We start from the raw sequence: 19,022 nt of genomic DNA on the forward strand, positions 1-19,022 counted from the left end.
CGCCCGGTCAGCCCGGGCCGGGCACCAGCCCGAACCGGATCACCCGGACGACGACCTGGTCGTTGACGCCGGCCTCGCCCACGGGCGGCTGCTGCGACCAGATCTGGCCCACCCGGCTGAGGTCGGGGTCGTTCTGCGGGAGCTCCACCAGCTGCCCGCGGTCGCCCCGCCAGCCGGCCCGTTCGAGCTTGCCGAGGGCCTCCTCCACGGTGTCGCCGACGAGGTTGGGCATGACGAACCGGTTCCCGGCGGAGACCTGGAGCGTGATGGTCGCGCCCTTGAGCTGGGTCTGACCCGCGGCCGTGGACTGGCCCACGACCTGGCCCTCGGGCGCGGTGCCGTCGACCCGCTGGGTGTCCACGCGGAAGCCCGCCGCCTCGAGGGTCGCGCGGGCGGGCTCTGCGGACTGCCCCACGACATCGGGCACGGCGAGCTGTTCGGGGCCGGAGCCCACCGTCAGCCGGACCGGCCGGTCGGAGGGCACCTGTGCACCCGGTCCGGGCTCGGTGTCGACGACCTTGTCCTGGTCCTCGGGTGTCGACGGCCGGGCCTCGTTCTCCGGGACCACCTGGAACCCGGCCTCCTCGAGGGCCAGTCGGGCATCGGCGGGGGACATCCCCATCACGTTGGGCACCGAGAGGATGGGCTTGCCGGTCGAGACCACGAGGCTGATCTCGGAGCCCACCGCGAGACGCTTGCCGGCGATGGGGTCGGACGAGATGACGTGCCCCTCGGGGATCTGGGGGTGCGGCGCCGGGGTCTGCACGGGTTCGAGCCCGATCGAGGTGAGTTCCTCGACCACCTCGGCGACCGGCCGCTGGGCGACCTCGGGGACGGTGACCTCCTGCTGCTGCGCGACACCGCCGCGGTCGCCCGAGGTCGCCAGGATCGACACCGTCGCGATCCCTCCCAGCACCAGCAGGGCGGCGAGCGCGATGGCCACCCCGCGTGGCCCGCGACGAGCGTCGTCGGGTCGGGCGTCGCGGCGTCGGGCGTCGCCGCGATGGGAGGCGGGACGCGCGGCACCGGCACCGGCACCGGCACCGGCTGCGCCAGCAGGAGCACCGGCGCCGGCGGCACGAACGGCCAGTTCGGGCAGGGCGTGTGCCTCGGTGGGCGCATCGCCGGGTGACCAGCGGGACGCGCCGGTTCCGTATCCCGCGCCGGTGAACCCGTGGGGGGCGTCGGGGCGCTGGTCGTCGTCGAGCTCGTCGTCGGTCAGCACCAGGGGCGCCGCGGGGCGGCCACCGGTGAGCACCGTGAGCAGGTCGGTGCGCATCTCCCCGGCGGAGGTGTATCTGTTCTCGGGGTTCTTGGCCATCGCCTGCATGACCACCGCGTCGACGTAGCGGCTCACCTCCGGGTTGACCGCCGACGGTGGCGCGGGGGATTCGCGCACGTGCTGATAGGCCACCGCCACGGGGGACTCGCCGGTGAACGGAGGTGCACCGGCGACCATCTCGTAGAGCACGCAGCCCGCGGAGTACAGATCGGAGCGGGCGTCCACGGTCTCGCCGCGCGCCTGCTCGGGGCTGAGGTACTGGGCGGTGCCGAGGACCGACGAGGTGTTGGTGAGGGTCGAGCTGGAGTCACTGAGGGCGCGCGCGATGCCGAAGTCCATGACCTTGACCGCGCCGTCGCGCGAGATCATGATGTTCGCCGGCTTGACGTCGCGGTGGACGATGCCCTTCTTGTGGGAGAAGTCCAGCGCACCGCAGACATCGGCCATCACGCCGAGGGCACGCTCGACCTCCATGGGGCCGTCCATTCTGACGATGTCGCGGAGGGTGTCGCCCTCGACCACCTCCATCACGATGTAGGGCAGCGAACCGTCGGCGGTGTGCTCCTCCCCCTGGTCGTAGATCGCCACGATCGACGGATGGTTCAGCGACGCCGAGTTCTGGGCCTCCCGACGGAAGCGCTGGTAGAAGGTCTCGTCGCGGGCCAGTTCCGGGCGCATGATCTTGACGGCCACGTCCCGGCCGAGGACCGTGTCGCGCCCGCGACGGACCTCGGACATGCCGCCGTATCCGAGGGGCTCACCGATCTCGTAGCGCCCGGCCAGGACGGATGGTGTGGTCATCCGTCGACACCTGCCCACCGGGCGGGAACGGGCACGGCGTCACCGGCCGCGCCCCGGGCCTGGCCCTGCGCCTGGCCCTGCGCCTGGTCCTGGCCTCGGCCCTGTCCCTGCCCCTCGTCCTGGCCCTGCGCCTCGTCCTGACCTTGCCCCTGGCCCCCACCGGGCTGCCCCTCGGGCGGGATCAGCGAGCTGAACTCCGAGGTGAGGGAGTCCAGCATGTCCTGCAGGTCGGGGGCCGGCGGAACCGCGGTCGGTGACGGCGCGGGTTCGGGGGTCGGCGTCGGGGTCGGCGGCGGCTCGGGTGCCGGGGCTGGTGCCTGCGTGGTGGTGGTCGTCACCGGGGCGGTGGACGGCGGCGTCGTGGGGGTGGTCCGGCCGAAGATCCCGCCCGGGCCGAAGACCCCGACGTTGGACAGGGCGATGACGGCCGCGACCGCCAGCGCCGCCACCAGGACGAACACCACGAGGAACCAGCCCACGCAGCCGGAGCCGCCGCGGCCGCGGCGGGGGGGCCGTGAGGTGACCGGTGGGGCGGGCTGACGCCGGGTCGCGGCGGGCGCCGGCTGGGGCCGGGACGGGTGCGCCGGTCGTGCCGGCCGCGGCCCGTCGGTGCGCGGCTGTCCGGCGGTGCCCGGGTGGGTGCGGGTGTACGCGCGCGTCGGGTCGGGCGAACCCCCGGCCCGGTACACGCCGCCCGGGTCCTCATCGGGCAGGACCGTGGTCGCGGCGGTGGCGCCGGCGGCCGCTGCGGCAGCCCCCGCCGCGGCGCCGGCGGCGAGGAACGCGCCCGGGAGACGGGGATCGCGACCGGCCCGGAGGTCGGCGATCGCCTCGGCGAAGGCCTCGCCGTCCGGGTAGCGCCGGCCGGGGTCCTTGGCCATGGCCTCGGCGAGGACGCGTCGGACCGGTCCGGGCACCGAGTCCGGGAGCGGCGGCGGGGTGTCGCGGACGTGCATCATCGCCACGGAGACCGGCGAGTCGGCGACGAACGGCCGTCGACCGGCCAGGCACTCGTAACCCACCACGCCGAGCGAGTACACGTCCCCGGCCGGGGACGTGTCGTTCCCCATGGCCTGCTCGGGCGCGATGTACTGGGCGGTGCCCACGACCATCCCGGTCTGTGTGACGGCGGACGCGCCCATGGACTTGGCGATCCCGAAGTCGGTGAGCTTCACCTGCCCGGCGGGCGTGATGAGGATGTTGCCCGGCTTGACGTCGCGGTGGACCAGGCCGATGGCGTGGGCGGCGTTGAGGGCGCGGCCGGTCTGCTCGAGCATGTCGAGGGTGTGCCGCATCGGCAGCGTGCCCTCGCGGGCCAGGACGTCCGATAGCGGCTCGCCCACCACGAGTTCCATGACCAGGTAGGACAGCGGGTTCCCGGAGGCGGGGTCGTCGATCTGCCCGTAGTCGTAGACGGTGGCGATCCCGGGGTGGGAGATCCTCGCGGTGACCTTGGCCTCGGACCGGAAGCGCTCGACGAACTCGGGGTCGGAGGAGTACTCGGCCTTGAGCACCTTCACGGCGACGTGGCGGTCGAGGACGCCGTCGTCGGCCTCCCACACCTGCCCCATACCGCCGGTGGCGATGAGGCGCAGGAGGCGATAGCGGCCGGACAGGACCGCGCCGGAGTTCAGACTCACGGCGTCCCTCCCAGCAGCGCGCCCAGGACCTCGCGACCGATGGGTGCGGCGTAGGTGGACCCGACGGTGCTGCGATCGACCCCGGGCCCGGACTCGATCGCCACGGCCACCGCCACGTCACGGCCGGGGACGAACGCGATGTACCAGGTGTAGGGGATGGAGTCGGAGGAGTCCACGCCGTGCTCGGCGGTGCCGGTCTTGGAGGCCACGGTGACCCCGGGCAAGCCGCCCCCGGCGCCCTGTTCGGCGGCGACCATCATCTCGGTGAGTGTGCCGGCCTGCTCGTCGGTGAGGGCGCGGGCGGCGTCGCGGGGCGTGAAGCCCTGGACGACGGAGAGATCGGGCGCCGTCAGGGTCTTGATGAGTTGCGGTTCCATGCGGACCCCGCCGTTGGAGACGGTCGCGGCCACCATGGCGTTCTGCAGGGTCGTCATCCGGACGTCGCTCTGCCCGATGGAACTCATCGCCAGCTGGGCGTCGTCCTCCATCTGCCCCAGGCCCGACGGTGCGACCGGGATGCCGAAGTCATCCGGGGCGGTGCCGTCGACGCCGAACTTCTCCGCCATCTCGGTGAAGGCCTCCGCGCCGATCTCCTGGCTCAGCTCGACGAAGGGCACGTTGCAGGACCTCTCGAGGGCCGTGCGCAGGGTGACGGTGCTGCCGCCACAGGTCTGGCCGGCGTAGTTCTCCAGGTAGGTGGACGTGCCCGGCAGCAGGGTGCGGTCGGCGCCGGAGACGGGGGTCTCGGGCCCCATGCCCTGCTCGAGCGCGGCGGCGGTGGTGATGACCTTCATCGTGGAGCCGGGCGGGAGGGACTGCTGGGTGGCGTGGTTGAGCAGCGGCCGGTCCGGGCTCTGCTCGATGCGCGCCATCTCCTGCGCGCGGACCTCCGGGTCCAGGCTGGACAGGGCGCCCGGGTCGAAGGACGGGCTGGAGGCCAGTGCGAGCACCTCACCGGTGGAGGGGCGGACGGCGGCGACGGAGCCCACGAACGGCCCCTGGCCCGCGCCGCGCCGCAGGGCCTCGTAGGCGACCTCCTGGCCCGTGGGGTCCAGGGTGAGCTCCACCGAGCCGCCCTGCGGGGTGCGGCCCGAGATCAGACCGGTGATCCGTTGGGACAGCAGTCTCGGGTCGGAGCCGTTGAGGAAGGCGTCCTGGGTCTGCTCGACCCCGGCGGTGGCGAACTGCAGCGAGTAGTAGCCGACGGTGGGGCCGAAGACGACAGGGTCGGTGGGGTAGGTGCGCTGGAACTCGAAGCGTCCTTCCGACGGCAGGGACATGGCCAGCACCCGTCCGCCGGCGGTGATCTGGCCGCGCTGGCGGGAGTACTCGTCGAGGAGCATCCGCGTGTTGCGGGGGTCGGCACGGAGCTCGTCGGCGCGGAAGACCTGGACCCAGGTCAGTTGCAACAGCAGCGCCACCACCATGACCATGGCGGCGATCGCGACCCGTCGGATGGCGGTGTTCACGCGGCGCTCACCCGTTCCTCCGGCCCGGCGCGCGCAGCTTGGGCGCCCGCATCATGCCGGTGGCGGCCTCTGCCAGCGCCGGTGCCTGACGTGGGGTGGGCAGCGGCCGGCGCGCGTCGTGGGACAGGCGCAGCAGGATGGCGATCAGTGCGTAGTTGGCCAACAGGCTGGAGCCCCCGTATGCCATGAACGGCAGGGTCAGGCCGGTGAGGGGGATGAGGGTGGAGACGCCGCCGACCACGACGAACATCTGGATGGCCATGGTGGACGCCAGGCCCACGGCGACGAGCTTGCCGAAGCTGTCGCGGATGGTCAGCCCCACCCGGATGCCGCGGAGGATGAGGATCGCGTAGACCATCAGCACCGCGGCGAGGCCGATCAGGCCCAGTTCCTCGCCGATGGTGGAGGTGATGAAGTCGGTGTTCGCGAACGGCACCTGGTCGGGTCGCCCGTTGCCGAGACCGGTGCCGCCCATGCCGCCGGAGGCGAGGCCGAACAGGGCCTGCGAACTCTGGTAGCCGCCGGTGTCGAAGAACGCGAAGGGGTCCTGCCAGATCTGGAACCGCACACGAACGTGCCCGAACAGGGCGTAGGCCAGCACGCCGCCCACGGCGACGAGGACCACGCCGATGAGCAGCCAGCTCACCCGCTCGGTGGCCACGTACAGCAGCGTGAGCACGGTGGCGAACAGCAGGAGCGCCATGCCGAGGTCGGTGTTGAACACCAGCACGCCCAGGGACAGGAACCAGGCCACGATGATCGGCCCGAGGTCGCGGGCGCGCGGCAGGTCCACGCCCAGCACGCGCTTGCCGGCGGTGGTGAACAGCTCGCGCTTCTCCACCAGGATCGAGGCGAAGAAGATGATGAGCAGGATCTTGGCGAACTCGCCGGGCTGGATGGTGAACCCGGGCAGGATGATCCAGTTCTTGGCGCCGTTGATCTCGGAGAACCGGGAGGGGAGCACCGCCGGGATCGCCAGCAGTGCGAGGCCGGCGAACCCCATCGTGTAGCCGTACCGGGCCAGGACGCGGTGGTCGCGCAGGAAGTACAGCACGACCGCCATCACGGCCAGGCCGAGGAACGTCCACAGCAGCTGCCGGGTGACGTCCATCCCCGGCGGGTCGTTGCCGCTCGCGGCGGCGTTGGCCGCGTACGACAGGTCGAGCCGGTAGATGAGCACCAGCCCCAGCCCGTTGAGCAGCGCGACGCCCGGTAGCAACACCGGATCGGCGTAGGGCGCGAGCCAGCGGATGAGCAGGTGGGCGCCGCCGGCGAGGCCGAGGAACGCCAGGGTGATCCACAGCAGCGCCAGGGACAGTTCCTGCTCCTGGGCGAGTTGGACCAGCAGCAGCGAGAACCCGACGATCACCGCGGCGGCGACGAGCAGGACCAGTTCCTTGCCCCGGCGCGGGCTGTCGGGCACCGCCCGGCCGCGGGGATCGGATGCGGGTGAGGCCGACGATGGTGAGGCAGATGCGGGAGAGGACATGGGTCAGCTCACCGCCCGGCAGGTCTCCCCGGGCACAGGTGCGGGGGTCGTGGGGGAGGGGGGAGTCGCCGGTTCGTCCGTGGGGGCGGGCTCGCCGGGCGACGGCGACCCGGTGGGTGCGGGGGAACCCGTGGGAGAGGGCGACTCGGTGGGAGAGGACGACGACGAGGTCTGCTCGCGCGGGCGCTCCTGCTGCTCACGGGGGTCGCACGGCGGCAGGAGGTTGTCCTCCGTGAGCCGGGAGACCTGGGCGCCCGCCTCGGCGAGGCTCCCCGACGGCAGTCCGGCGCGAACGGTCTCCCGGGCGGGTTCGCGGAGGTCCCCCAGGGTGAACACGTCGCATCCGGCGGGGATGGCATCGGGGGAGTGCATCGTCAGGTCGCCCTCGCGGGTCAGGCATCCCACCTGGATGACCGAGGCCAACGAGATGCCGAAGACCTCCCCGGAGATGCCCCTCTTCACCACGACCTGGCTGTCCGACTCGGTGACGAAGTAGTTGCTGCGGACGAGCAGCGCGGACACGCCCACGATCCCGGCCAGCAGTACGAGCACCCCGACGACGCTCAGGGCGAAACGCCATCTGCTGCCGCGCGGTGGGGCGGCGTCGACCTCGTTGTCGTCGTCGTCGTATCCGTTCCCACGCCCGGCACCCGACTCCCCGGCGGCACCGGACGTTCCGGCGGCTCCCCCGCGTGAGGCGACCTGGGCGCGTGAGAACGCGGCGGCCTTACCGGCCGCGGTGTCGGAGTAGGGGTCGGCGGCGGGGTCGATCTGGCCCGGCTCGTCGCCCGACGCCGCGCCCACCACCACGGGGATGACCGGCGCGTCGCGCGGGGAGTCCAGGACGTCGGCCAGGACGACCGTGATGTTGTCCGGCCCGCCCGAGCGCAACGCCAGCTGGACCAGCCGGTCCGCGGCCTCCTCGACGGTGCCGGTGGCCAGCGTCTCGGCGATCGTCTCGGTGCTCACCGGGTCGGACAGGCCGTCGGAGCAGAGCAGGTAGCGGTCGCCGACCCGCGCCTCGCGGATGACGGCGGTCGGCTCCACCGGCTCCCCGGTCAGCGCCTTGAGGATGAGCGAGCGCCGCGGATGGGTGTGGGCCTCGTCGGCGGAGAGTTCCCCGCGGTCGACGAGGGACTGGACGAAGGTGTCGTCCTTGGTGATCTGGGTCAGTGTCCCGTCACGCAGCAGGTAGGCCCGGGAATCACCCACGTGGAGCAGGCCCATGCGGCGGCCGTCGAACAGCAGCGCGGTGGCCGTGCACCCCATGCCGTCGGTCTCCGGGTACGTCTCGACGTGGGAGGCGATCGCCTCGTTGCCGACCGTCAGCGCGCGGGTCAGGGCCCCGGTGAGATCCTGGCCCGGCTCGTCCTCGTCGAGCCTGGCCAGCGCCGCCACCACGAACTGGCTGGCGATCTCCCCCGCGGCGTGCCCGCCCATGCCGTCGGCCAGGGCCAGCAGGCGGGGGCCGGCGTAGGCCGAGTCCTCGTTGTTCTCCCGCACCATGCCCAGATGCGAGCGCGCGGTGTAGACGAGCGCCGGGGTCACGTGCGCAGCTCGATCACGGTCTTGCCGATCCGGATCGGCGTGCCGGCGTCCACCTTGACCGGGGTCGTCACCCGCGATCTGTCCAGATAGGTGCCGTTGGTCGAGCCGAGGTCCTCGAGGAACCAGTCGGGGCCGTGCGGGGACAGCCGCGCGTGCTGGTTGGACGCGTAGTCGTCGTCGATCACCAGGGTGCACGAGTCGGCCCGGCCCACCAGGACCGGCTGCTCGGACAGGGTGATCCGGGTACCTGCGAGGGCGCCCTGGGTGACCACGAGATGCCGGATCGCCCGGGAGCCGCGGCCGAACACGCCGCCCCGGCGCTCGCCGCGGCCGGACGACCTCATCCCCACGTTGCCGAAGACGTCGGTCTTCAGCGCCCGCAGGGTGAGGTAGATGAACAGCCACAACAGCGCCAGCAACAGGCCGCGCGAGAGCTGCAGAACGAGTCCCTGCACTGGTGCCGTCCTCCCCTCGCCCGCCGATTCACCTCGGACAACGTGTGGCCGCCCCCGGTGGTTCCGGGGGTCATCCGTGTCGAGGCTAGTCGAACCGGACGGTGATCTCCGAGTGTCCGACCCTGATGACGTCGCCGTCGGCGAGTTGCCAGTCCTGGATCGGCCCGTCGTTCACCGTGGTGCCGTTGGTCGAGCCGAGGTCGGTGAGAACCGCTTCCCGACCATCGAAATGGATGTCCGCGTGCTGGCGTGACACCCCGGTGTCGGGCAGGCGGAACGCGGCGTCCTGCCCGCGTCCCAGCAGGTTGGAGCCCCGCTGGAGGCGGAACGTCCGCCCCGAGCCGTCCTCGAGGTGCAGCGTGACCGTCAGCGAGGCCCGGCCCTGGGTGATCTGGGTCGGGGCGTCCGACGGGCCACCCCAGCCCGCGCTCCGGGCTCCGGGGCCGGTCGAGACCGGGTAGTTGGAAGCGGGTGCCTGCATGTCGCTGTTCTCCTTGCTCGCACTCGGCCCGTCCACGCCCCGTCGGTCCGCACCCGGCGACGACGGCGCCGGATGATCCGGCGCCGGCGCCGGTGCGGCGGCCGAGATGTGGAACGGGACGGCGTCGGGGTCCACGACCCCGTCGATACGCATCTGTCCGGTGTGGAGGTCATCGCGCTCCACGAAGGTCACGGTGACCGGGCCGTAGGTCTCCCAGCCCTGCTCGGAGATGTGATCCGACAGGTGGCGGGAGAAGGTCTTGACGGCCAGGGCCTCATCCTCTGTGAAGGAGGCGTAGTCCGACCGGGCCAGGGTGATGGTGTAGCTGTTGGACACCAACAGGTGCCCGTCGACCACCTTGAGGGAGGCCTCCGCCTGTTTGCGGAGCTGCGACTCCACCTCGGCCGCCACGACTCTCCCGCCGAAGAGGCGGGCGAACGCGTCGCCGACCGCGCCCTGAAGGGTGCGCTCGAACTTCCCGACGATCCCCATACCTCGCCTCCTTCCTCGTGGTGGGCCGCGGCCATCGGCCGGCTCGGCTGTCCTCGCGCCGCCCGCGGCGGCATCCGGTCGATCATAGAGGCGGTGGCGGTGGGAAGCACGCTTCCAGCCGCAGGGAAGCCCTCACCAGCCGATTAGTGCGGTCGGAACGCCGCGTGTTAACGTATTCGGGCGTTACTCGGGCGAGTGGCGGAATGGCAGACGCGCTGGCTTCAGGTGCCAGTGTCCTTCGGGACGTGGGGGTTCAAGTCCCCCTTCGCCCACAGATCGGGAGCACCCCGGATCGTCTCTGACGGTCCGGGGTGCTTTTTGTTTCATGCCACTAAGCACCAAGCCGTATGGTTTACGTCACAAGGCTCTCGAAAACGGTCCCACCGGCTCGTTCGCGGTCCACAGTGTCCCGTAGGCTCTGCCGGAAGTTCTTCCGGTGGACGTGGCGCCACCCTGCCCGCGCCGGAGGACGACGCCGTAACGGTGGACGAAGCAGGGGTAACCATCCCACCCCGAGCCGCTTCGTGAGCTCTGATCTCGGATCGGTGACTGGAGCGCACCCCGGGCACACACGTGCCGGGCCTGTGGAGAATACGTAGAACACGCCAAAACTCGAGACGTCAGAGCCGGCGCACACGCGTCGGCTCGCTCACAACGCAGTAAAAGGATGCCCTATGGCTTCGAGCCTTGAAGAGATCCCTGATATGAAGCCGGACTCCAATGTCCGGGATGCCGGTGTCGCGCCGTCGGTGATCGGTGTGGTCGCCGAGTCCAACCCGGCGGAGAACCGCGTGGCGGCGACGCCCGAGACGGTGGCGAAGCTGATCGGCCTGGGATACCGGGTCGTGGTGGAGCACGGCGCCGGTACCGGCGCGGAGTTCGCGGATGCCGCATACGCCGAGGCCGGTGCCGAGCTGGCCGATGGTGACGCCGCGTGGTCGGCGGACGTGGTGATGAAGGTCGCCGTGCCCACCGAGGCAGAGGTGGCGCGGGTCCGGTCGGGCGCGACGCTGGTGGGCCTGTTGGCCCCGGCGCAGAACGAGCACCTTCTCGGTGTGCTCGCCGAGCGCGGCGTGACCGCGCTGGCGATGGATGCGGTCCCGCGTATCTCGCGGGCGCAGTCAATGGACGTGTTGTCGTCGATGGCGAACATCGCCGGCTACCGCGCCGTGATCGAGGCGGCGCACCACTTCGGGCGGTTCTTCACCGGCCAGGTCACCGCGGCGGGCAAGGTCCCGCCGGCCAAGGTCCTCGTCGCGGGCGCCGGCGTGGCGGGTCTCGCCGCGATCGGGGCCGCCTCGAGCCTGGGCGCGATCGTCCGCGCGACCGATCCGCGCCCCGAGGTGGCCGACCAGGTGGGGTCCATCGGTGGCGAGTATCTGCCCGTGGAGGTGCCCGAGGAGGAGAAGGTCGTCTCCACCGACGGCTATGCCAAGGCGACCAGTGAGGCCTACGACCGGGCCGCGGCGAACCTCTACTCGGAGCAGGCAGCCGACGTGGACATCATCATCACCACCGCGCTGATCCCGGGCCGGCAGGCACCGCGCTTGATCACGGCCGCCGACATCGCGACGATGAAGCGTGGCTCGGTGATCGTGGACATGGCCGCCGCGCAGGGCGGCAACGTCGAGGGCAGCGTCCCCGACCAGGTCGTCGTCACCGAGGGCGGTGTCACGATCATCGGTTACACCGACCTGGCCGGGCGGCTACCCGCCCAGGCCTCGCAGCTGTACGGCACCAACCTGGTCAACCTGACCAAGCTGGTCACCCCGGACAAGGACGGCGCGTGGGCGCTGGACATGGACGATGTGGTCCAGCGCAGCGTGACGGTGACACGGGGCGGCGAGATCATGTGGCCGCCCCCGCCGGTGCAGGTCAGTGCCGCCCCCGCGGCGGCCGCTGCCCCTGAACCGGTCGAGCCCAAGCCTGAGAAGAAGAAGATGTCGGCCGGCGCGAAGCTCGGCCTGATCGCCGCCGGCATGGCGTTGCTGCTGCTGCTCACCGCGGTCGCGCCGGGGGACATCCCGCGCCACATCACGGTGTTCGTGCTGGCGATCGTGATCGGCTACTACGTCATCGGCAACGTGCACCACGCGCTGCACACCCCGTTGATGTCGGTGACCAACGCGATCTCCGGAGTGATCGTCGTGGGTGCGTTGCTGCAGGTCGGGATCGACAACACCCTCGGCCTGGCGCTCGCCGCCGTCGCGATCCTCGTCGCGTCCATCAACGTCTTCGGCGGTTTCGCCGTGACGCGTCGCATGCTCGGCATGTTCTCGAAGGGAGCCTGAGCAGATGTCTGTTGAGACCGCCGCCAATGCGGCCTACCTGGTCGCCGCACTGCTGTTCATCCTGTCGCTCGCCGGGCTGTCCAAGCACGAGACCGCTCGCCGGGGCCTGACGTTCGGCATCGCCGGCATGGCGCTGGCCCTGGTCGCCACCGTCGCGCTGGTCATCGACCACCAGCCCGCCACCATCGGCATCGTGTTGATGGTCGTGGCCGTCGCCATCGGCGCCGTCATCGGCCTGATGCGCGCGCGCAGCGTGCAGATGACCGAGATGCCCGAACTCATCGCCCTGCTGCACTCGTTCGTCGGCCTGGCCGCCGTGCTGGTCGGGTGGAACGGTTACCTCGAGCCCGAGCTGCACGGTGAGCTCACCGGTTCGCTGCTCGGCATCCACCACGCCGAGGTGTTCATCGGCGTGTTCATCGGTGCCGTCACCTTCACCGGTTCGATCGTCGCCTACCTCAAGCTGTCGGGGAAGATGAAGTCCGCACCGCTGGTGCTGCCGGGCAAGAACCTGATCAACCTCGGCATCCTCGTGGTGTTCGTCGCGCTGACCGTGTGGTTCGTCATCTCCCCCGCGCTGTGGATGCTCATCGTGGTCACCGCCCTGGCGCTGGCCCTGGGCTGGCACCTGGTCGCCAGCATCGGTGGCGGCGACATGCCGGTCGTGGTGTCGATGCTCAACTCGTACTCCGGCTGGGCCGCCGCGGCCACGGGCTTCCTGTTGGGCAACGATCTGCTCATCGTGACCGGCGCGCTGGTCGGCTCCTCGGGTGCGTACCTGTCGTACATCATGTGCAAGGCGATGAACCGCTCGTTCTTCTCCGTCATCATGGGCGGCTTCGGTATCGAGGCATCGTCCGGCGAGGGCAAGGACCACGGCGAGCACACCGAGATCGATGTCGCCGGTGCGGCCGAGTTGCTGGCGGACGCCTCGAAGGTGATCATCGCCCCCGGTTACGGCATGGCCGTGGCGCAGGCGCAGTACCCGGTCGCCGACCTCACCCGCACCCTGCGTGAGCGTGGCGTCGACGTGCGCTTCGCCGTCCACCCGGTCGCCGGCCGCCTGCCCGGCCACATGAACGTCCTGCTGGCCGAGGCCAAGGTGCCCTACGACATCGTCCTCGAGCTCGACGAGATCAACGACGACTTCGCGGACACCGACGTGGTGCTGGTCATCGGTGCCAACGACACGGTCAACCCGGATGCCGCCGAGGACCCGGGTAGCCCGATCGCGGGTATGCCCGTGCTCCACGTCTGGGAGGCCGAGAACGTCATCGTGTTCAAGCGGTCGATGGCCGCCGGTTACGCCGGCGTCCAGAACCCGCTGTTCTTCCGCGACAACACCCAGATGCTGTTCGGCGACGCCAAGGACCGCGTCGACGACATCCTGGCCGCGGTCAAGGATCAGCAGGGCGCCAGGGCCTGACGCGCCGAACCGCCCGTTCGACCGTTCGACCACATCCGCTACTCGCCCTACGGATCCGCTATTCCGATTGGAGTGGCGGATCCCGAGGGGGAGTAGCGGATGTGGTTGTCTGTCGTCTGTCGTCTGTCGTCTGTCGTCTGTCGTCCGCGTGGCGGGCGGCGGGGTCGCGGTGGTGGAGCGCGGACCTCTCACCCGCAGGGTCGATCCGGGCCGCGGCCCGTCGCCGATCGAGGGGCTGCTCCTCGCGGTGGGGTTCTCCGGCCACGGGTTCAAGATGGCGCACGCGGTCGGTCGGCTGGTCGCCGAGTTGCTCACGGAGGGGACGACGACAGTGTCGGGCGTCGACCCGGCCGACTGTCGGTACTCCCGGTTCGCGGAAGGGCGTCCCACGACGAGCCCCCACCCGTACGTGGGCGCCGGCGAGATGCGCTGATGCGGCGGTCAGTCGACGTGGATCTCGCCCTCCACGAGGTGGCCGACGTGCCCGGTGATCCAGATGCCTGTTCCGGGGGCGTCGTCGCACGCGGCGGTGATCCGTACACGCCCCTGGCGGCCGAGCGCGGTGCCCTGCCGAGCCGTGTAGCGGGCGGGCAAGGTCCCGTTACCGGTGAGCCAGACGGCCAGCCCGGCGTGGAAACTTCCGGTGACGGGGTCTTCCGGGATGCCCGCGGACACGGGGAAGAACCGGACCTCGAGCTCCCGAGAGGCCCCGTTCTCGGCCGTCGCGGGGTGGAGGCCGGCGACCCCGACCCGGTCCCCCGCCAGGGCCACCGGGTCGGGGCGTGCGGCGAGGACGGTTTCCGCGTCGTGCAGGAGCAGGGCGCAGGACCCGGGTCCGTTGTCCACCCAGGCGTGGTCCACCACGTCGTCGCGGCTGAGTCCCAGCCCCGCGGCGAGCCGTCGCACCTCGGATTCCTCGAGCGGCCCCGCCCGGATCAGGTCCGGCGCGACGAACGACCAGTCGCCGGACCCCTCGCTGCGGACGGTCACCAGACCGATCCCGCACTCCTGCACCGCCCGGCCCGGCACCCGGGTCCGTCCACCTGCCGCGTGCCATGCGGCGCACGCGCCCAGCGTGGGGTGGCCGGCGAACGGCAACTCGGAGGAGGGGGTGAAGATGCGGACCCGGTAGTCGGCCCCGGCTGAGGTGGGCTCGAGGAGGAAAGCCGTCTCGGACAGGTTCGTCCACCGGGCGATGGCCGCCATTTCGTCGTCGGGTAGACCGTCGGCGTCGTGGACCACGGCCAGGGGATTGCCCCGGAACCGGACGTGCGAGAAGACGTCGACCTGCGAGAACCTCATGCCCGGACGCTACGTCATACCGTTCTCGACCCCCGCGCGGTTTCACGTGGAACCCGGCCAGCGACCACGGGCGCGGAGCGGTCAGACGTCGGACCGTCAGGCGCCGTGCAGCGCGGGAAGCAGTTCGTGCTCGGCCAGCTCGAGGAACTGCGACTGGTCCCGCGCGACGTGGTGCAGGTAGATCCGGTCGAACCCGAGCTGCTCGAACTCGCGCAGGCGCCCGACGAGGTCGTCGACGGAATCGGTGACTATCACCGTGTCGGCGAGCTTCTCGTCGGGTATGTATCGTCCGGCGGTGTCGAGTTCCTCCGGCGTGGCCAGGTCCGCGTCAAGCGGCGCCCCGACGGCGTTGTTCTGCCACTGGTCGCGGGTGAGATCCCGGGCTTGGCCGAGGGTGTCGGCTATCGCGATGTGCACCTGGAGTGCGAGCGGACCCCGCCCGCCGGCGCCGCGGTAGGCGCCGACGATCTCCGTCATCGACCCGAGGTCGGCGTTGACGGTGATGAGCCCGTCCGCCCAGGCGGCGGCTCGTTCGGCGGTCGCCGGGGTCAGGGCCGGGCCGACCAGGGGCGGCGGCGCGTCGGGTAGCGAATAGATCCGCGCCCGGTCGACCTCGACGAGGCCGCGGTGGGTGACCTCCTCGCCGGCGTGCAGGCTGCGGATCACGTCGACGCACTCCTCGAGCCGGGCCTGCCGGAGGTCCTTGGCCACCCATTTGTCGCCGGTGATGTGCTCGTTCATGTTCTGCCCGGTGCCCAGCGCGACCCAGAACCGTCCCGGGAACATCTGCGCGAGGGTCGCCGCCGACTGCGCCACCATCGCCGGGTGGTAGCGCTGACCGGGCGCGCACACGGTGCCGAACTCCAGGTCGGTGGTGGCCAGTGCGGCACCCAGCCAGGACCAGGCGAAACCGGAGTGGCCCTGACGGACCGACCACGGCGCGAAGTGGTCCGAGCACATCGCCATCCGGAAGCCGGCCCGCTCGGCCCGCTGCACGTCGTCCAGGAGCCGGCCGGGCGAGATCTGTTCGTGGGAGGCGTGGAATCCGTAGTCGGCCATGGCTCAGACCCTCCTCGTGGCGCCTCGTGCGGCGTCGATGGCGTCGGCTGCGCGGATCAACCCCATGTGGCTGAATGCCTGGGGAAAGTTGCCCGCCAGGCGATCGGTCTCGGGGTCGTACTCCTCAGCGAACAGGCCCAGGTCTCCGGCGCAGGCCAGCATGGTCTCCATCAGCTCCTCGGCGTCGTCGATCCGGCCACTACAGGCGTACTGCTCGATCAGCCAGAAGGTGCACATGACGAACGGATACTCGGTGCCCCCCACCCCATCCATGCCACTGGAGGTCCGGTAACGGTTGACCAGACCCGATTCGGTGACCAGGTCACGTTCGATCCTGGCGACGGTCCCCAGCATCCGTGGGTCGTCGAAGGACAGGTAGCCGGTGTGGGGCAACTGCAGCAGAGACGCGTCGACCTCGTCATTGTCGTAGGTCTGCGTGTAACTGTTCAGGTCGGAATCGAACCCGTGCTCCTCGATCTCCGCGGCCAACCGGTCCCGCAGCCCTCGCCACCGTTCGACCGGGCCGTCGAGGCCGCACTCCTCGACCGCCCGGATCCCGCGATCGAAGGCGGCCCACATCATGACGCGCCCGTGGGTGAAGTGGTGGGTGTCCCCGCGCATCTCCCAGATGCCGTGGTCCTCGCGCTCGACGTTCGACTCGGCGTAGTCCAGCAGGCTCTTCTGTAGTCCCCACGTGTACTCGTTCTCGTCCACGCCGGCCGTGCGCAGCTCGTGCAGGGCGATCATCACCTCGCCCACGACGTCGGCCTGGTACTGGTCAGCGGCCCCGTTGCCGATTCGGACGGGGCGCGAGTCCTCGTAGCCCGACAGATGGTCGAGCTCCTCCTCGCGCAGTTGCCGCTCGCCCGAGAGGCCGTACATGATCCGGACGTCCCGGGCGTCACCGGCGACGGCGCGCAGGAGCCAGTCCCGCCACAGCGTGGCGCCCCTGGTGAGTCCGTGTGCCACCACCACCTCGATGGTGAACGCGGCATCGCGCAACCACGTGTAGCGGTAGTCCCAGTTGCGGGTCCCGCCGAACTCCTCCGGCAGCGACGTGGTGGGGGCGGCCACGATCCCGCCCGTGTCCAGATTGGTGAGGGCCCGCAACACCAGCAGCGACTGGACGATGTGCTCCCGGTACGGGCCGCCCACATCGAGCTGGTCGGCCCACTCCCTCCACATCGCCACCGTGGCCCGGAGGGCCTCGTCGCTGTCCGGCGGGTCCGGGGGATCCTCATGGGACGGGAACCAGGTGAGGTCCCATGCCAGGGTGTCGCCGCTGGCCAGGGCGAATCTGCCCTCGAGTCGGGCGGCGCGATGTCCGCCGGAGCCCCCGAGGTCCGTGTCGGGGCACTGCAGGGTCGGACCGGTCACCAGGATGGCGTCGGGGCCGGCCAGTGAGAGCAGTGCCCGCTCGTCGCCGTCGTGGGCGATCTCGCGGGTCCAGGGGGTGGCGCGGGCGTAGTCGAAGCGCAGCCGCAGGTCGTGCTCGACCTCGACCTCGCCCTCGATGCATTCCACCGTGCGGATGAGATCACCCTGTGCGGTGCTGCGCGGGAGGAAGTCGGTCACCCGCGCGACCCCGCGGGGCGTGCACCAGGTGGTCTCCAGCACGAAGGTCAGCGGCAGGTAGCGGCGCTCCACCACCTCGCCGTCGACCACCGACAGCAGCCATCGGCCGTCCTCCGGCTCGCCGAGCAGCCCGGAGAACACGGCGGGGGAGTCGAAACGGGGCAGGCACAGCCAGTCGATGCTGCCGTCGCGGGACACCAGCGCACCCGTCCGGAGGTCGGACAGCAGGGCGTAGTCCTCCAGGGGAACCGACATGTCAGAAGATGGGCTTGCCGCCCGTCACCCCCAGCACGGTGCCGGAGACGAAGCTCGCGTCCGACGGGGAGGCGAGGAAAACGAACGCCCCTGCGCACTCGCCGGGCTGGCCGGCGCGACCGAGCGGGGTGTCGCCGCCGAACTCGGGGAGCTTGTCGCCCTCCTGGGTCGCGGGCTGCAACGGCGTCCAGATGGGCCCGGGCGCCACCGCGTTGACGCGGATCCCGCGCCCGCCCAGCTCGTTCGCGAGGTTCACGGTGAGATTGTTCAGCGCGGCCTTGGTCGCGGCGTAGTCCACCAGGGGCGGGGCCGGCTGGTAGGCCTGGATGGAGGTGGTGTTGATGATCGACGATCCACGGCCGAGGAACTGCAGCGCCTCCTGGGTGGCCCAGATCGTGGCGTAGAGGTTGGTCTTCATCACCCGGTCGAGGTTCTCGGTGTCGATGGTCTCGAGGCCCTCGCCGCGGGCGTGCTGGTAGGCGGCGTTATTGACCAGCACGTCCAGCCCGCCGAGCTGCTCGGCGGCGTCGCGGACCACCGCGCGGCACTGCTGCTCGTCCCGGAGGTCCGCCGGCAGCAGGACCGCCCGCCGCCCGGCCTTCTCGATCCACCCGGCCGTCTCCTCGGCATCCGGCTGCTCGACCGGCAGGTAGGAGAGCGCGACGTCGGCGCCCTCGCGGGCGAAGGCGATCGCGGCGGCGCGGCCGATGCCGGAATCGCCACCGGTGATGAGCGCCTTCAGACCCTCCAGCCGACCCGATCCGCGATAGCTGTGCTCACCGTGGTCGGGCAGCGGGGCCATCTCGGAGGTGAGACCTGGTGGCTCCTGCTCCTGGGCCGGGAAACCGCCGGACTCATTGACCATCTGCTCCGCGCTGTCCGCGATGTCGCTCGTGGTACCCATGGTCCCGAACGTAGCGAAGAGTTCGCGGGGTGCACACCGGTCGTCGCGAGAGATCGCGGCCTGGTCACTCCTCCCGGAGCGCGGCCGTGCACCCCACGCGGAGTTCCTCCAGGTCGCGGGCATGTTGCTCCGCCCGCTCGAAGAGGTTCTCCAGCGTCGGCGTCGGCAGACGCGGGTCTCCGAGCTCCAACAGCGCCCGGAACCCCATCTTCTTCCCGGTCACCGCCAGGGTCAGCGCCTCGAGCTCGACCAGATCGCTCAGCGGGGATCGTTCGGCGAACCGCCTGTTGGGCTTGAGTTGGCCGAGCTTCTCGGACGCTTTGGCGGGGAGGTCCTTGAGTAGCGACGGGGAGGCCCCCGCCAGCGTCATGAGTTCCTCGAGGGCCTTGACGTCGTCGACCGTCTCGTCACCGATCCGGCTGACGACCTCGCGGACGTGTGGGTCGCTGTGATGCTCGGCCACGCGGCGGAACAGGTCGATCCCGGCGGCGGCACCGGCGTGGTGGTCCTGCATGTACGTGTGCAACATCTCGGTGGCCATGTACTGACGGTA

At 71.0% G+C, this 19,022-nt stretch carries 15 protein-coding genes and 1 tRNA gene; 4 read left to right on the forward strand and 12 right to left on the reverse strand.

The annotated features are described in order from the left end of the window. Window positions 1–7 precede the first annotated feature (7 nt). The 7 genes from pknB to AB5G72_RS00225 all read right to left on the reverse strand — a co-directional run bounded on the left by pknB (window position 8) and on the right by AB5G72_RS00225 (window position 9,657). Complete coding sequence (pknB, locus tag AB5G72_RS00195) at window positions 8–2,083, reverse strand: Stk1 family PASTA domain-containing Ser/Thr kinase (protein ID WP_440220646.1); 2,076 nt, start codon at window positions 2,081–2,083, stop codon at window positions 8–10. Beyond that, a complete protein-coding gene (locus tag AB5G72_RS00200) occupies window positions 2,080–3,723 on the reverse strand; it encodes a protein kinase domain-containing protein (protein ID WP_440220647.1) in 1,644 nt (547 codons plus the stop codon). The genes pknB and AB5G72_RS00200 overlap by 4 nt, the downstream gene beginning before the upstream one ends. Next, entirely contained in the window at window positions 3,720–5,192 is a 1,473-nt protein-coding gene (locus tag AB5G72_RS00205) for a penicillin-binding transpeptidase domain-containing protein (protein WP_440220648.1), read from the reverse strand. The genes AB5G72_RS00200 and AB5G72_RS00205 overlap by 4 nt, the downstream gene beginning before the upstream one ends. Window positions 5,193–5,199: 7 nt before the next feature. Continuing rightward, window positions 5,200–6,681: an FtsW/RodA/SpoVE family cell cycle protein gene (locus tag AB5G72_RS00210; protein WP_096906451.1), complete on the reverse strand. Its 1,482-nt coding sequence runs from the start codon at window positions 6,679–6,681 to the stop codon at window positions 5,200–5,202. Between the two features lie 3 nt (window positions 6,682–6,684). Further along, window positions 6,685–8,229: a PP2C family protein-serine/threonine phosphatase gene (locus AB5G72_RS00215; protein ID WP_440220649.1), complete on the reverse strand. Its 1,545-nt coding sequence runs from the start codon at window positions 8,227–8,229 to the stop codon at window positions 6,685–6,687. Then, window positions 8,226–8,684 (reverse strand): FHA domain-containing protein FhaB/FipA, encoded by a 459-nt coding sequence (locus tag AB5G72_RS00220; RefSeq protein WP_067716492.1) that lies wholly within the window; start codon window positions 8,682–8,684, stop codon window positions 8,226–8,228. Before AB5G72_RS00220 ends, AB5G72_RS00215 begins: the two co-directional genes overlap by 4 nt. A gap of 85 nt (window positions 8,685–8,769) precedes the next feature. Beyond that, window positions 8,770–9,657, reverse strand: a complete 888-nt coding sequence (locus AB5G72_RS00225; RefSeq protein ID WP_096906453.1) for a DUF3662 and FHA domain-containing protein — start codon at window positions 9,655–9,657, stop codon at window positions 8,770–8,772. 189 nt (window positions 9,658–9,846) lie between these two features. Here AB5G72_RS00225 and AB5G72_RS00230 point away from each other — a divergent pair. The 4 genes from AB5G72_RS00230 to AB5G72_RS00245 all read left to right on the forward strand — a co-directional run bounded on the left by AB5G72_RS00230 (window position 9,847) and on the right by AB5G72_RS00245 (window position 13,807). Beyond that, a tRNA-Leu gene (locus AB5G72_RS00230) sits at window positions 9,847–9,929 on the forward strand. Window positions 9,930–10,361: 432 nt separating this feature from the next. Continuing rightward, entirely contained in the window at window positions 10,362–11,948 is a 1,587-nt protein-coding gene (locus AB5G72_RS00235) for a Re/Si-specific NAD(P)(+) transhydrogenase subunit alpha (RefSeq protein WP_440221528.1), read from the forward strand. A gap of 4 nt (window positions 11,949–11,952) precedes the next feature. Next, window positions 11,953–13,374 (forward strand): Re/Si-specific NAD(P)(+) transhydrogenase subunit beta, encoded by a 1,422-nt coding sequence (gene pntB / locus AB5G72_RS00240; RefSeq protein ID WP_440220650.1) that lies wholly within the window; start codon window positions 11,953–11,955, stop codon window positions 13,372–13,374. 172 nt (window positions 13,375–13,546) lie between these two features. Continuing rightward, a complete protein-coding gene (locus tag AB5G72_RS00245) occupies window positions 13,547–13,807 on the forward strand; it encodes a hypothetical protein (protein WP_440220651.1) in 261 nt (86 codons plus the stop codon). Window positions 13,808–13,815: 8 nt separating this feature from the next. Here AB5G72_RS00245 and AB5G72_RS00250 read toward each other — a convergent pair whose 3' ends face one another. The 5 genes from AB5G72_RS00250 to AB5G72_RS00270 form a co-directional block, all read right to left on the reverse strand. Continuing rightward, window positions 13,816–14,676, reverse strand: a complete 861-nt coding sequence (locus tag AB5G72_RS00250) for a PhzF family phenazine biosynthesis protein (RefSeq protein WP_440220652.1) — start codon at window positions 14,674–14,676, stop codon at window positions 13,816–13,818. 96 nt (window positions 14,677–14,772) lie between these two features. Continuing rightward, the gene (locus tag AB5G72_RS00255) at window positions 14,773–15,735 is read right to left on the reverse strand and encodes a TIGR03885 family FMN-dependent LLM class oxidoreductase (protein WP_440220653.1); all 963 of its coding nucleotides are present in this window, start codon (window positions 15,733–15,735) and stop codon (window positions 14,773–14,775) included. Window positions 15,736–15,738: 3 nt separating this feature from the next. Further along, the gene (locus tag AB5G72_RS00260; protein WP_440220654.1) at window positions 15,739–17,565 is read right to left on the reverse strand and encodes a glycoside hydrolase family 15 protein; all 1,827 of its coding nucleotides are present in this window, start codon (window positions 17,563–17,565) and stop codon (window positions 15,739–15,741) included. Between the two features lies 1 nt (window position 17,566). After that, window positions 17,567–18,430, reverse strand: a complete 864-nt coding sequence (locus tag AB5G72_RS00265; RefSeq protein ID WP_440221529.1) for an SDR family oxidoreductase — start codon at window positions 18,428–18,430, stop codon at window positions 17,567–17,569. Between the two features lie 103 nt (window positions 18,431–18,533). After that, on the reverse strand, window positions 18,534–19,010 hold the full coding sequence (locus AB5G72_RS00270; protein ID WP_440220655.1) for a hypothetical protein: 477 nt from the start codon (window positions 19,008–19,010) through the stop codon (window positions 18,534–18,536). Window positions 19,011–19,022: the final 12 nt, after the last annotated feature.

It is taken from the genome of Dietzia sp. MNB45 (assembly GCF_051994785.1).
Lineage (GTDB): Bacteria > Actinomycetota > Actinomycetes > Mycobacteriales > Mycobacteriaceae > Dietzia > Dietzia kunjamensis.

Coding starts and splice junctions, on each gene's coding strand:
- AB5G72_RS00250 (WP_440220652.1), bottom strand. CDS start 14,676: ATGAGGTTCTCGCAGGTCGACGTCTTCTCGCACGTCCGGTTCCGGGGC.
- AB5G72_RS00265 (WP_440221529.1), bottom strand. CDS start 18,430: ATGGTCAATGAGTCCGGCGGTTTCCCGGCCCAGGAGCAGGAGCCACCA.
- AB5G72_RS00210 (WP_096906451.1), bottom strand. CDS start 6,681: ATGTCCTCTCCCGCATCTGCCTCACCATCGTCGGCCTCACCCGCATCC.
- AB5G72_RS00225 (WP_096906453.1), bottom strand. CDS start 9,657: ATGGGGATCGTCGGGAAGTTCGAGCGCACCCTTCAGGGCGCGGTCGGC.
- AB5G72_RS00260 (WP_440220654.1), bottom strand. CDS start 17,565: ATGTCGGTTCCCCTGGAGGACTACGCCCTGCTGTCCGACCTCCGGACG.
- pknB (WP_440220646.1), bottom strand. CDS start 2,083: ATGACCACACCATCCGTCCTGGCCGGGCGCTACGAGATCGGTGAGCCC.
- AB5G72_RS00235 (WP_440221528.1), top strand. CDS start 10,362: ATGAAGCCGGACTCCAATGTCCGGGATGCCGGTGTCGCGCCGTCGGTG.
- AB5G72_RS00270 (WP_440220655.1), bottom strand. CDS start 19,010: ATGGCCACCGAGATGTTGCACACGTACATGCAGGACCACCACGCCGGT.
- pntB (WP_440220650.1), top strand. CDS start 11,953: ATGTCTGTTGAGACCGCCGCCAATGCGGCCTACCTGGTCGCCGCACTG.
- AB5G72_RS00255 (WP_440220653.1), bottom strand. CDS start 15,735: ATGGCCGACTACGGATTCCACGCCTCCCACGAACAGATCTCGCCCGGC.